This window comes from Pantoea sp. EKM20T (assembly GCF_011800485.1).
In the GTDB taxonomy this organism is placed as follows: Bacteria; Pseudomonadota; Gammaproteobacteria; order Enterobacterales; family Enterobacteriaceae; genus Pantoea; species Pantoea agglomerans.
In genome coordinates this window covers 64,844-78,198 of record NZ_JAALFW010000007.1, presented here as the reverse complement: position 1 = coordinate 78,198, position 13,355 = coordinate 64,844, and the positions used below count along the sequence as shown (strand labels likewise).

Below are 13,355 nucleotides of genomic sequence, written 5' to 3'. Positions count from 1 at the left end.
TTAAGCGCGAACGAAGTCGATGTGGAACAGTTTTGGCTTGAACGGGTGACGCTGAACAGCCTGAACTTTCACTTTAGTTTCTTTACCGTCAACTGACAGGGTCAGCACTTCGTCGTAGAAACCTGGCTTAGATTGCAGGTTCATTACGGAGTCGTGATCCAGGTCGATGGCAACAGCCGCTTCAGAACCACCGTAGATGATGGCCGGGAAACGGTTTGCTGTACGCAGGCGGCGGCTCGCACCCTTACCCTGCTCTTTACGTTCTACTGCATTGATAGTGAGCATTAATATATCTCTTTATTTAATTCCTGCTACAGGCGACCCAGTAACAGGCTGGTTATTCAATACCGCTGATGCACATGCAAAAGCGGGCGGCAGTATAGCCGTTATGCTGGATGGTAGCAAACGATATACCCGCCAGCCGGGCTCGGCATCCGGTTAGCCGGACCCGATAGCGCTCATTAGCGCAGCTCATTGGCACGGCGATAGCGACCCTGATAATCGAACATTTTTTCGCGGATCTGCCAGAACTGACCTTTGGCCCGCGCCACCACAAAGTCGGGATGACGCAGCAGCGGCTGTAGCGCCAGCACGTCAGCGGCGCTCTGCCAGCCCAGCGGCACGCCGGGCGCGCGCTGATGCGGGCGCATAAAGAGCTGTTCAAACGCTTTGCGCTGGGCCGGTGTCTGCAGACGAAACCGTTCGCTGACGCTGGTGCCTTCCTCGTCATAATAGGTCGCCTTGAGCCATTCACCTTTGGCGTCACGGCCCTGTTCCAGCGTCATGCCGCCACAGCGCAGCACCAGCGCATCTTTAAGCTTCAGCGCCGCTTTGAGCATATCGTCAGGATCGACCAGAATTTTGTCGCACTGGTGACAGCGCCGGGCGGCAATATCATTCTCTGCGCCACAGTCGGGGCAGCTTTTAAAGCGGAAGCGGAAGTCACACTGTTCGCGCTCGCCCTCATCATCTTCCAGCACGCCCTGACAGCGTCGCCCAAAATGTTCGATAACCATGCCATCTTCGGTCGCCTTGCCCCAGAAGGTGTTGGCGAAACCGCAGGCGGGACAAAAAACCTGTACCGGCTGATTGTCGCTGGCCCCTTTGGGCGCGCCGACCTCGGGCGTAAAAAGATCGTGCGGATTACCGGCATAATCGAGAATCAGACAGTCGGTTTTACCGGGCGAGAGCCGCAGGCCGCGTCCGACGATTTGCTGATAGAGGCTGACCGACTCGGTCGGGCGCAGAATCGCAATCAGATCAACGTGCGGAGCATCAAACCCGGTAGTCAGCACCGCCACGTTAACCAGGAATTTCAGCTGCTGCGCCTTAAAGGCCAGAATCAGAGCATCGCGCTCTCTGGCAGGCGTTTCGGCTGATACCAGCGCGCTGTTAGCGGGCAGCAGCCGCAAAATTTCATGCGCATGCTCCACCGTTGAGGCAAAAATCATCACCCCCAGTCGATCTTCAGCGAACTCCATGATCTGACGGATAATATGGGGCGTCACGCGCTGCTGCTGTTTCAGTTCACGATTAAGATCGGCTTCGCTGAACAAGCCGCTGCTTTGTGCCGTCAGGCGGCTGAAGTCATACTGCACCACCGGCATATCCAGTCGCTCCGGCGGCACCAGAAACTGATGTTTAATCATGTAGCGCAGCGGCAGTTCATAGATACAGTCGCGAAACAGCGATTTTTCATCGCCACGCACCATGCCGTGATAGTGGAACTGATAAATCCAGCCTTTACCCAGCCGGAAAGGCGTGGCCGTCAGGCCCAGTAAACGCAGTTGCGGATTATGCTGACGCAGATGATTGAAGATCTGCTGATACTGACTCTCTTTATCATCACCGATACGGTGGCACTCATCGACAATCACCAGTGAAAAGGCGCTGTCGAACTGGTCGAGGTTACGCGCCACTGACTGCACGCTGCCAAACACCACTTTGCGCTGACTCTCTTTACGCTGAAGTCCGGCGGCAAAGATATCCGCCTCCAGCCCGTAAGCCTGATATTTACTGTGGTTCTGCGCTACCAGCTCTTTGACGTGCGCCAGCACCAGCACCCGGCCACGCGCCAGCCGTGCCAGCTCGGCAATGACCAGGCTCTTTCCGGCACCGGTCGGCAGCACAATGACTGCAGGCTGATGATGACGACGGAAATGCGCCACGGTGGCATTCACCGCATCCTGTTGATAGGGGCGTAAGGTAAAAGACATGATGCTCACTTTTGCAAAACTGGGGGTAATTATGCCATGAAAGTGCGGTAAACGCGCTGTCAGGCTGGCGCGGATCACGTTATACTTCCCGCACATTTTCAACGGTTAACCAGGCCGTTTCAGATTCCCTCCGCAGTAACAGGCAAAACGAATTCATGCGACTCGACAAATTCATCTCTCAGCAACTGGAAATCAGCCGCGCCATCGCCCATCGCGAGATCCGTGGCCAGCGTGTCACCGTTAACGGGGAAATCGTACGCGATACCGCGTTTAAACTGCTGCCCGACCACGAAGTCGTCTATGACGGCAACGTACTGCAGATGCAGACCGGTCCACGCTACTTTATGCTGAACAAACCGCAGGGTTACGTCTGCTCAACCGACGATCCCGATCATCCCACCATCATCTATTTCATTGAAGAACCGATGTCATTCAAGCTGCACGCGGCGGGGCGTCTTGATATCGACACCACCGGACTGGTGCTGCTGACAGATGATGGCCAGTGGTCACACCGTATTACCTCGCCACGTCATCACTGCGAGAAAACCTACCGTGTGACCCTGGAATCACCGGTCAGTGACGATACCGCCGCGCAGTTTACGGCGGGCGTGCAGCTGCACAATGAGAAGAGCCTGACTAAACCGGCACAGCTGGAGGTGATCACCCCGACAGACGTCCGGCTGACACTGAGCGAAGGCCGTTATCATCAGGTAAAACGGATGTTTGCGGCAGTCGGCAATCGGGTCCTTGAGCTGCATCGCGAGCGCATCGGTGACATCGTACTGGACGCCGATCTGGAACCGGGCGAATATCGTGCGCTGACAGAAGAAGAGATCGCCAGCATCGGTCTGCCGAAAGAGCTGCAGACAAAATAACCGGACGGGCCCGGCGGCCCGCATCACGACCATAAGGGCAGGAGAGGGTGTGCGTAAGGAAAAGAATTCGCCAACAGGACTGGTGGTCATCCTCGGTCTGTTAGCCATGCTGATGCCGTTGTCGATCGACATGTATCTGCCCGCCATGCCGCAGATTGCACGTGAGTTCGGCGTTTCAGCCGGTAGCGTGCAGATGTCGCTCAACCTCTACATTCTTGGCTTCGCGATTGGGCAGCTGATCTATGGGCCGCTGGCAGACAGCTATGGGCGTAAGCCGGTGATTGCGCTCGGCACCCTGATCTTTGCCTGCGCCGCCGCGGCCTGTGCGCTGTCGCAAACCATCGATCAGCTGATTACGATGCGCTTTCTGCATGGGCTGTCGGCTGCCGCAGCCAGTGTGGTGATCAATGCGTTAATGCGTGACAGTTACTCGAAAGAGGACTTCTCCCGCATGATGTCCTTTGTGATGCTGATTACCACCATTGCGCCGCTGCTGGCGCCGATCATCGGCGGCTGGCTGCTGGTGCTCTGGAGCTGGCACGCCATCTTCTGGGCGCTGGCGGGCGCGGCGTTAGTGACGACCGTGCTGGTGACCACGCAGATCCGTGAAACCCTGAAGCCGGAGCAGCGACAGCGGTTTCATCTGCGTACTACGCTGGGCAATTTCGTAACGCTGTTTCGCCACAAGCGCGCGTTCAGTTACATGCTGTCGAGCGGTTTCTCCTTTGCCGGGCTGTTTACCTTTCTCAATGCCGGTCCCTTTGTTTACATCGAACTGAACCACGTTTCACCGCAAAACTTTGGCTACTACTTTGGCCTCAATGTGGTGTTTCTGTTTGTCCTGACGCTGATTAACAGCCGCGCCGTGCGCCGCTTTGGCCCGGTGGCGATGTTCCGGATGGGACTGCTGATACAGTTCTGTATGGGGATCTGGCTGCTGCTGGTCAGCGCCTTCAGCCTCGGCTTTTTGCCGCTGGTGATGGGGATCGCGATGTTTATCGGTTGCGTGTCGATGGTCTCATCGAATGCGATGGCGGTGATTCTGGATGAGTTTCCGCATATGGCGGGTACGGCATCGTCCCTGGCGGGCACCCTGCGTTTTGGCGTCGGGGCATTTGTTGGCGCACTGCTGTCGCTGGTGAGTTTCAACAGCGCCTGGCCAATGGTCGGCACGATTGCACTGTGCGCGACAATCTCTCTGCTGCTCTTTTTCTACGCTTCACGTCCCCGCACTGCGTCCCGGTAATCGGGCGCAGTGGTTTCCCTCTGCAATGACCTGCCGACTTGCACGCCTCCTGACTTTGTTTCGATATTGTGAAAATATTTAGTTAAAAAAGTAATCACAATGCAGCTAAAATGATTGTTAACGGCGTGTGAACGCGGTACATATAGGCTGAAGTGCGATGTGAGTCGCAAAAAATGCGCTTCTGCAATCCACACGGACGGGCCATTAAACCCTGTCCGGACTCAGCGGTTATCAGGCCGCTTCCTGCTGGGTTGCTTTGTGTTGCGACATAAACTCATCCGGGGAGAGTAAACTATGCTGCAACTTTCGATTGTGCATCGTCTGCCACAGCATTTTCGCTGGGCCAGCGATCACCACAGTGCTATCGAATCCGATGACACCACGCTGGACGAGCAGGATTTCGTTGCGCTGCGCTTGATCAGCCATGATGGCATTCCGGCGTGGGAGATCCTTCAGCAGCTAAAAGAGGTTCTGGCGGATATTCAGGTCGATTGTAAAGTGGCCGAGTGCGAAGGACAGCCCTGCCTGTTCATTCAGCGTCGTGACGAAAGCGCCACCAACTGCTGCCTGAAAAATCAGGGCGTAGCGATTGCCGAAACCTTTATCGCAGGTTGAGTTGCGCCGACTGCAGCAGCTCGCGGGTATATCCGGCCGCGGGTGAGGCAAACAACCTTTCACACTCTCCCTGTTCCACCACTTCTCCCTGACGCAGCACAATAAGCTGGTGACACAGGGCGCGTACCACATCCAGATCGTGACTGATAAACAGATAGCTGAGCTGCCGCTGCTGCTGTAAGCGGCGCAACAGCGTCAGAATCTGCTTCTGCACCGTGCGATCCAGCGATGAGGTCGGTTCATCCAGCACCAGCAACTCCGGTTCCAGAATCACTGCCCGCGCAATGGCAATACGCTGTCGCTGACCACCCGAAAATTCGGCCGGATAACGGTGGCGACTTTCCGCTTCAAGCCCCACCTCCGCCATTACCTCGATGACCCGCTGTTCCTGTTGCGCACGGCTAAGTTCGGGCTGATGTACCGCAAGCCCTTCCGCAATGATCTGCTGCACTGTCATACGCGGATTCAGTGAAGAGTTAGGATCCTGAAACACTACCTGAATGCGCTGACGCAGCGGCAATAACTGACGACGTGACAGCTGATGCAGCGGCTGGCCGTCAAACCAGACTTCGCCGCGCGAGGCAATCAGCCGCAGCAGTGCCAGCCCGGTAGTGCTTTTACCTGATCCGGACTCGCCCACCAGCCCCAGACTTTCGCCGCGCCGCAGGCTAAAGCTCAGCCCGGAGAGCACCTGTTTCTCACCACTCTGCCGGCGGAACAGCCCGCGCCGCAGCGGAAAGCTGACCTGAAGATTATCGACCCGAAGAATGACCGGCGCGTCTGCGGGCAGCGGCAGCGCTTTTCCTTCCGGTTCGGCAGCCAGCAACTGCTGGCTGTAAGGGTGTTGCGGCTGATTCAGCAGGACCTGGCAGCGGTTCTGTTCGACGATGTGACCATTGCGCATCACGCTAACGTTATCCGCCAGCTGACGCACGATATTCAGGTTATGGGTGATAAACAGCATGCCCATATTCAGCTCTCGCTGCAGTTCACGAAGCAGCGTCAGGATTTGTGCCTGCACCGTCACATCCAGCGCGGTGGTTGGCTCATCGGCAATCAGCAGCTGAGGCTCGGTCAGCAATGCCATGGCGATCATCACCCGCTGACGTTCTCCACCCGAAAGCTGGTGGGGGAAATCATTGAGCCGGGTGGCGGGCTGCCGTATCCCGACCCGATCAAGCACGCTGAGAATTTCACCGCGTGCCGCCGGACGACGCAACCCGCGATGCAGCGACAGCACTTCATACAGCTGCTTCTCCACGGTGTGCAGCGGATTAAGCGATACCATCGGCTCCTGAAAAATCATCGCGATCTGGTTGCCGCGAATCCCGCGCAGGCGCTGCTCGCGCGCGCGCAGCAGATCTTCACCGTTAAACAGAATCTCACCGCTGGGATAAACCACCGCAGCCTCATGCAGCAGTCGCATCACCGAGAGTGCCGTGACGCTCTTGCCGGAACCCGACTCGCCCACCAGCGCCAGCGTTTCGCCCGCGTCGATGCGCAGTGAAACGTCATTCACCACCTGGCGAAGCGTCTCGCCCTGACGAAAGGCGACCGAGAGATGATTGATGGCAAGCAATGGCGTGTTCATTCAGGCTCCTTTGCCCGGATCAAAAGCGTCGCGTACCGCTTCGCCAATAAAAATCAGCAGCGAAAGCAGGATCGCCAGGGTGAAAAAGCCCGCCAGGCCTAACCAGGGTGCCTGCAGGTTATTTTTGCCCTGCAGCAGTAACTCGCCCAGCGAGGGCGAACCCAGCGGCAGGCCAAAGCCGAGAAAGTCGAGTGAGGTCAGCGTGGTAATCGATCCGCACAGAATAAACGGCAGAAAGGTCAGGGTGGCGACCATGGCATTTGGCAGCATGTGGCGCAGCATAATCCGGCCGTCGCTGACCCCCAGCGCCTGCGCCGCACGGATGTAATCAAAGTTTCGGGTACGCAGAAACTCGGCCCGGACCACGCTGACCAGGCTCATCCAGCCGAAAGCCACGGTGACCAGCAGCAGCCACCAGAAACCCGGCTGGATCACGCTGGAGAGGAGAATCAGCAGAAACAGCGCAGGCATGCCGGACCAGACTTCAATCAGCCGCTGCCCAATCAGGTCAATCCTGCCGCCGAAATAGCCCTGCACCGCGCCGACCACAATCCCGATGACGCTGGAGAAGAGCGTCAGCATCAGTCCGAACAGCAGAGAAATGCGCGTGCCATAGAGCAGGCGTGCCATCACGTCGCCGCCGTTGGCATCCGTGCCAAGCCAGTTCTGCGCAGAGGGCGGAGAGGGGAAGGGCACCTCGGTGGCAAAGTTGATGGTGCTGTCGCTGAAACGAATCGGTGCCCATACTGCCCAGCCATTCTGCTCAATGCGCTGCCGCAACCAGGGATCCTGATAATCCGCCGCTGTCGCCAGTACGCCGCCATAGTCGGTTTCGCTGTAGTCAAACAGCAGCGGTACTGTCCAGCGCTGCTGGTAATGCACCAGCAGTGGCTTGTCATTGGCAATCAGTTCGGCACCCATCGACAGCAGAAAGATGATCAGAAAGATCCACAGCGACCAGTAGCCGCGCCGGTTATGACGAAAGCGCTGCCAGCGCTGTTGATTCAGCGGAGAGAGCCTCATGAGCGGCTCCCGAAATCGATGCGCGGATCGACCAGCGTATAGGTGAGATCACTGAGAATATTCATCAGCAAACCTATCAGCGTAAAAATATAGAGCGTGCCAAACATCACCGGATAGTCGCGTTGGAGAGTCGCATCATAGCCGAGTAGTCCAAGCCCGTTGAGCGAGAACATCACCTCGATCAGCACCGAGCTGGTAAAGAACATGCTGATAAAGGTGGCGGGGAAGCTGGCGATCACCAGCAGCATCGCATTGCGAAACACATGGTGATAGAGAATACGGCGCTCCGGCACCCCTTTGGCGCGCGCAGTCACCACATAGAGCTTGCGGATCTCATCCAGAAACGCGTTTTTCGTCAGCATGGTCAGCGTGGCGAAGCCACCGATCACCGTCGCCAGCACCGGCAGGGCGATATGCCAGAAGTAGTCCAGCACTTTGCCATACCAGGGCAATGTGTCGTGCTGCGCAGAGGTGAGCCCGCGCAGCGGAAACCAGTCCAGATAGCTACCACCGGCAAACAGCACGATTAACATGATGCCAAACAGAAAAGCCGGGATGGAGTAGCCAATGATAATAAAAGCGCTGCTCCAGACATCAAAAGCGCTGCCATTGCGCACCGCTTTGCGGATCCCCAGCGGGATCGACACAAGGTAGATAATCAGTGTGCTCCATAATCCCAGACTGATCGAAACCGGCAGGCTCTCTTTGATCAGCCCGATCACCGAGGCACTGCGAAACAGGCTGTCGCCAAAATCCAGACGCAGATAATTCCACAGCATCTCGCCGTAACGCTGCCAGAGAGGTTTATCGAAACCGTAACGCTGTTTAATCTCAGCAATCACTTCGGGATCCAGCCCGCGTGCGCCACGATACTGATTATCGGCAGGATTGAGATGACTGACGCTGGCGCGTGAACCGGCGCTGTCTGCGCCACTGCCGGGCAGACCGGTTGTCTGACCAAACTGAATGTTAGCCAGCGCCTGATCGACCGGTCCGCCGGGCGCGATTTGCACGATAAAAAAATTAAGCGTGATGATCGCCCATAACGTTGGGATGATCAGCAGCAATCTGCGCAGAAAGTAAGCGGCCAACGGTGATCTCCTTAGCGTTTGCTGGCCGGCAGGCGTCCGGCTTTGTTTGTGTCGTACCACCAGTTTTCCAGTCCGACGCTGTAGGCTGGCTTGCGGGCAGGGTGAGAAAACTTATCCCAGTACGCCAGCCGCTGCTCTGCGTTGTACCACATCGGGATCATATACGCATTCCACAGCAGCACCCGGTCCAGCGCCTGGGCCAGCGGCCGCAGCGCGGCGGGATCACCCTGATGCGCCACAATCTGTTTCACGAAATGATCGACTAAAGGCTCTTTGACCCGCGCGGTATTCCACGACGAGGCGATAAAGTCAGACTGCCACAGGATCTGCAGACTGGAGGTCGGGATCGGCATTGCCCCATAGACCGTGGCAATCATGTCATAGTCGCCTTCGCGCCAGCGCCGCAGATACTGTGAGTTGTCGATCTGCCGCAGGTTCAGCGTAATGCCAAGCCGGGAAAGATTGTGCTGGAACGGTAACGCCCAGTCAGTATTGGTGCCACCGCGCAGCAGGAGTTCAATGGTAAACGGCTGACCAGTTTTATCATTGACCAGACGGCGATTTTTTATCTGCCAGCCCGCCTGTTTCAGCAGGTCAGACGCTTTTAACAGGCTGGCGCGGTCATAGCCGCTGCCGTCGGTTTTATGTGGCTGATAAGGCTGGCTGAACAGCTCAGGCGGCAGTTGCGCGCGCCAGGGTTCAAGCAGGGCCTGCTGCTGTGCATCCGGCACGCCGCTGGCCGCATACGCCGTGTTCTGGAAATAGCTGCTGGCGCGCTGCCAGGCACCGTAATAGAGCGCCTTGTTCATCCACTCGAAATCGAACATCAGTGACAGCGCCTGACGCACGCGGCGATCCTGGAACAGCGGTTTTTCATTGTTGAATGCCAGCCAGCGGGTATCGATAGCGGCATCGTTAGGCGTGGTCTCTTTAACGATGCTGCCATCGTCAAAATTGCGGCCACGATACTGAGTGGCCCATTTCTTTGCCGATGTCTCTTCACGCAGATCGTAAGCACCCGCCTTAAAGGCTTCAAATGCCACATTGTCATCCAGATAGTAGTCATAGCGCATTCGATCAAAATTAAAGCGTCCGCGATTGACCGGCAGATCAGCGGCCCAGTAATCTTTTACCCGGCTGAACTCAATAAACTGTCCCAGCTTCCAGCGGGTGATGCGATAGGGTCCGCTCGACAAGGGTGGCTCGCTTAACGGTTCATTAAACTTCTTATCGCGCCAGAACGACTCTGCGATAACCGGCAGCGTCAGTAAGCCAAGCAGCAGATCTTTATCCGGCTTCTGTGCCTCGATGCGTACAGTGAGATCGTTCAGCGCTTTAACGGTCACGCCACGGTAGGCGACGCGAAATTGAGGCACGCCCTCGGTCATGAATTTCTGATAGGTGAACGCCACGTCGCGGGCGGTTATTGGTGTGCCATTCTGAAAACGGGCGCGGGGATTAAGGCGGATCTCAATCCATGTAAAATCGCTGGCGTAGCGCGCTGACTCGGCAATCAGCGGATAATAACTGCCAGGCTCATCGTCTGAGCTGGTGTAAAGCCCATCATAAAGCGTGCCGGTGTTAATGCCCGGATTACCGCGAGAAGCGTAGCGGTTGAAGTTGTCGTAAGTGCCCACTACCGCCATGGTGATGCTGCCGCCTTTGGGTGCGCGGGGATCGGCGTAGTCGTAATGGCTGAAGCCGGGCGGATATTTCGCTTCACCGGCCTGGGTGAACGCGTAGCTTTGCTGGACAGAGGCTGCCAGCAGCGGGGCGCTGAGCAGGCTGCACAGCAGCAGAAGTCCGGAACGAAACAGCATGCACTCTCCTGTCAGATGTCTGGCGCAGTTCGGGCCAGGTAGTGTCAGGCGTTATGACGCCGGAAATAGTCTATCAGCGTTTCCGGCCGCAGCGGACGGCTAAAGATGTAACCCTGCAGATGGGTCACACCGCGGTTAATCAGCCAGGCAGCCTGCTCGCCGGTTTCTACCCCTTCGGCCACACTTTTCAGGTTCAGCTTCTTCGCCAGCTGCAGCACGGTATCGAGCACCGGCGAGGTCAGGCTATCCGTACCGATACTCTGAACAAAACCGCGATCGATTTTCAGATAATCAAAGTCATAACGTTCCAGATAGATCAGCGCGCTGTGACCGGTACCGAAATCATCAATGGCGATATGGATCTGCTGCTGATGCAGCCAGTCAAACAGTTCTCCAACGTTTTCGTCGCGCACCATGGCTCGCTCGGTGATCTCAAACACGTAAGTAAAGTGGTCCGCAGGCATGGTATCAAGCCAGCGCAGCACATCCTGACGGAAACCGCTGTCAGCCAGATGCAGGGGCGAAATGTTGAGGCTGAGGCAGGCATGACGGGGAATGGTATGACACAGCAGGTGGGCATCACGGGAAACCAGCTGAAACAGATGTCGGGTCAGGGGAATAATCAGGTTCTGCGCCTCGGCATAGTGAATAAACACATCGGGCGGAATCGGGCCTTTCGTCGGGTGGGTCCAGCGCAGTAACGCTTCCATCCCATACGGCTGACCATCATGGGAGGTGACCAGCGGCTGATATTCGACGTGAAATTCACCGCGCTTCATGCCCCGAATCAGCTCTTTACCAGGGCGCTGATAAACCGACAACAGCAGCCAGCAAGCGCCTGAAACCAGCAGCGACAGTAGCAGGCCGCTCAGCAGGATATTCTGATAATCGCTGAACGCCAGAGTGGAACCGTACAACACAAACTGCAGCGGATAGCCTGTCAGCGCCTGCCGGTGCAGCGGCATCGGCAGGTTTTTATTCTGCATGACGACGGATTGCCAGCTGGTTAAGGCACTGCGTTGTGCCACCAGTGCCATACCGGTGATTTCCGGATGCCCGGACGCCAGCAGCTGATAGGGTGCCAGGGTAATATTCAGCGTCGCGAAAACGCCTGACTGCAGGCTGCCGGGATTTTTGATCCACAACGCCAGCGCCGGTTTATTGGGCTGCAACGGCGTGCCCGGCATCAGCTGCAGATCGATATCACGCGAAATATCACTCAGGGGCGCAATTACATTGAGCGGCAGATTAAAACTGCCGGTGGCCGAGGAGCAAAAAGCATTACCTTCTTTAACCAGCAGGATGGCACGAAGATTTCCGGCAAAGGCGGCGCGTGAGGTGAGTTCACGATTGATGGTATTGCAGGCAGTGTGGGTAAACGGAAGCAGGGGACTGAGAGTACTGTTAATCAGGCTGGAGAGCGTTTGCTGCAATGCCGTGCGGCTGTTCTCCAGCAGTTGCTGATGCTGTCGTTCGCGCTTCTGCCAGGTCTGGTGAAGCGAGAGTGCAGCAAATAACAGAAAGAATAAGCCGCCAGCCATCGCACTACTCCATGCGATACGGCGAGGATAGGTGGCATGGCGCCGTAGCGCCCCCGACAGTGGCATGAGGAGCTTCCCCTAATCAAATTATTATTATGTTATTGCGCACGACGGCTTCGGTTTAAGCGACCGAGAATATAACGAGACGGCGGGAAATGTCTTGCTATTAATCTGAGTCAGAATGCTTTTATCTTATATAACTGCTGGTAAAAATGATTAAAGGCGAAAAAAAACGCTGCATAAGCAGCGTTTCATGTTCTCTGGCTGAGAGAAGATCGAAAGTGGTTATCAGGTCGGATTACGACTTAATACACGGCGTCCTTCACGGTAGCGCTTTTTCCAGTAATCATCATTCAGACTGGAGATCATCACGCCACTGCTGGTCGAGGCATGAACGAAGTTATCGTTGCCAAGATAGATGCCAACGTGACGGCCCGTAGAGCCTGCACGGAACATCACCAGATCGCCGGGACGCAGTTTACTGCGGGTAATCTCTTTACCGGTGTCCTGCTGCTGAGAGGTAGAACGCGGTAATTCTAAGCCAAACTGATCGCGGAAGGTGCGTTGTACAAAGGCGGAACAATCGATCCCGCGTTTAGTATCGCCACCGAGGCGATAGCGCACACCTTTCCAGACGGCGTATTGTTCCATGATGCGCGACTTAACGTCGACATTACGCACCATTTCTTCAAACTCATCCTGAGACGCCTGAAGTAAAAAACCATTGTGGTTGTTAACTTCATGATTCTCGTTATTCGCGTTTTGACTGCTATGGGTACTGCTACAAGCTGAGAGGAGTGTTGCCAGCGCCACTGCGGGCACGATCCGCAAGATATATCTCAGTATTGGTTGAGACTTGACCATTATTCGGGTTTTCCTTCGATTTCCTTACGACAAGATTGTCGCCAGCCAGATGACAAAACAGGGAGATTAATAAGCGAAACAGACTAAGACAAATCCTTAATTACTAAAATGTGTTAATGGACACATTTTAACGGTAAAAAATCCGAATTTTCTGCCGCTTTTGCCTCACTGCGACTGAGGTTAACTGATTACAGACGCCGTGGCGAGTGCTTTTAATCAATTTCATATAGGTTTTTTTGATGTGAAATCAAACCGTAACACACTGACTACTTTAGCTACAATTGTGGTCAAATGATGGTGAGAACAGGGAGTTAAAGGGGGGCTAATTCGGGGCATAGCCGCTATTTTTAGAGTTTTCTTTATTGACAGAGGATATTGGCGACTATTTAACCTGCCAGCAGGGTCATAACCTTTTCTTTTCGTGAATTTAATTAGCAGGCTAATAGTGATGGGGTGTTTTTTATAAGCGCGGG

At 55.7% G+C, this 13,355-nt stretch carries 11 protein-coding genes; 3 read left to right on the top strand and 8 right to left on the bottom strand.

Annotation, left to right across the window (positions count from 1 at the left end):
• Both rplY and HFD94_RS13855 read right to left on the bottom strand, forming a co-directional pair.
• Entirely contained in the window at positions 1–285 is a 285-nt protein-coding gene (rplY, locus tag HFD94_RS13860; RefSeq protein ID WP_003854168.1) for a 50S ribosomal protein L25, read from the bottom strand.
• Positions 286–461: 176 nt separating this feature from the next.
• The gene (locus tag HFD94_RS13855) at positions 462–2,216 is read right to left on the bottom strand and encodes a DEAD/DEAH box helicase (protein WP_167433219.1); all 1,755 of its coding nucleotides are present in this window, start codon (positions 2,214–2,216) and stop codon (positions 462–464) included.
• Positions 2,217–2,371: 155 nt separating this feature from the next.
• Here HFD94_RS13855 and rsuA point away from each other — a divergent pair, with 155 nt between their 5' ends.
• The 3 genes from rsuA (at position 2,372) to HFD94_RS13840 (ending at position 4,952) form a co-directional block, all read left to right on the top strand.
• On the top strand, positions 2,372–3,091 hold the full coding sequence (rsuA, locus tag HFD94_RS13850) for a 16S rRNA pseudouridine(516) synthase RsuA (protein WP_010248342.1): 720 nt from the start codon (positions 2,372–2,374) through the stop codon (positions 3,089–3,091).
• Between the two features lie 49 nt (positions 3,092–3,140).
• On the top strand, positions 3,141–4,337 hold the full coding sequence (locus HFD94_RS13845; protein WP_010248339.1) for a Bcr/CflA family multidrug efflux MFS transporter: 1,197 nt from the start codon (positions 3,141–3,143) through the stop codon (positions 4,335–4,337).
• Between the two features lie 294 nt (positions 4,338–4,631).
• Positions 4,632–4,952, top strand: a complete 321-nt coding sequence (locus tag HFD94_RS13840) for a hypothetical protein (protein ID WP_010248336.1) — start codon at positions 4,632–4,634, stop codon at positions 4,950–4,952.
• On the opposite strand, the gene yejF is transcribed toward HFD94_RS13840, so the two are convergent.
• The 6 genes from yejF to mepS form a co-directional block, all read right to left on the bottom strand.
• The gene (yejF, locus tag HFD94_RS13835) at positions 4,939–6,543 is read right to left on the bottom strand and encodes a microcin C ABC transporter ATP-binding protein YejF (protein WP_167433218.1); all 1,605 of its coding nucleotides are present in this window, start codon (positions 6,541–6,543) and stop codon (positions 4,939–4,941) included. The genes HFD94_RS13840 and yejF overlap by 14 nt on opposite strands.
• On the bottom strand, positions 6,544–7,566 hold the full coding sequence (locus HFD94_RS13830; protein WP_167433217.1) for an ABC transporter permease: 1,023 nt from the start codon (positions 7,564–7,566) through the stop codon (positions 6,544–6,546).
• A complete protein-coding gene (locus HFD94_RS13825; protein WP_010248326.1) occupies positions 7,563–8,657 on the bottom strand; it encodes a microcin C ABC transporter permease YejB in 1,095 nt (364 codons plus the stop codon). Before HFD94_RS13825 ends, HFD94_RS13830 begins: the two co-directional genes overlap by 4 nt.
• A gap of 11 nt (positions 8,658–8,668) precedes the next feature.
• Positions 8,669–10,477, bottom strand: coding sequence for an extracellular solute-binding protein (locus tag HFD94_RS13820; RefSeq protein ID WP_167433216.1), 1,809 nt, complete (start codon positions 10,475–10,477; stop codon positions 8,669–8,671).
• 44 nt (positions 10,478–10,521) lie between these two features.
• A complete protein-coding gene (locus tag HFD94_RS13815) occupies positions 10,522–12,084 on the bottom strand; it encodes a cyclic di-GMP phosphodiesterase (RefSeq protein WP_033767426.1) in 1,563 nt (520 codons plus the stop codon).
• A 222-nt stretch (positions 12,085–12,306) separates the two neighbouring features.
• Positions 12,307–12,882 carry a bifunctional murein DD-endopeptidase/murein LD-carboxypeptidase gene (mepS, locus tag HFD94_RS13810; protein ID WP_010248316.1) on the bottom strand — a complete coding sequence of 192 codons (576 nt, stop codon included), beginning with the start codon at positions 12,880–12,882 and terminating at the stop codon, positions 12,307–12,309.
• Between the last annotated feature and the right edge of the window lie 473 nt (positions 12,883–13,355).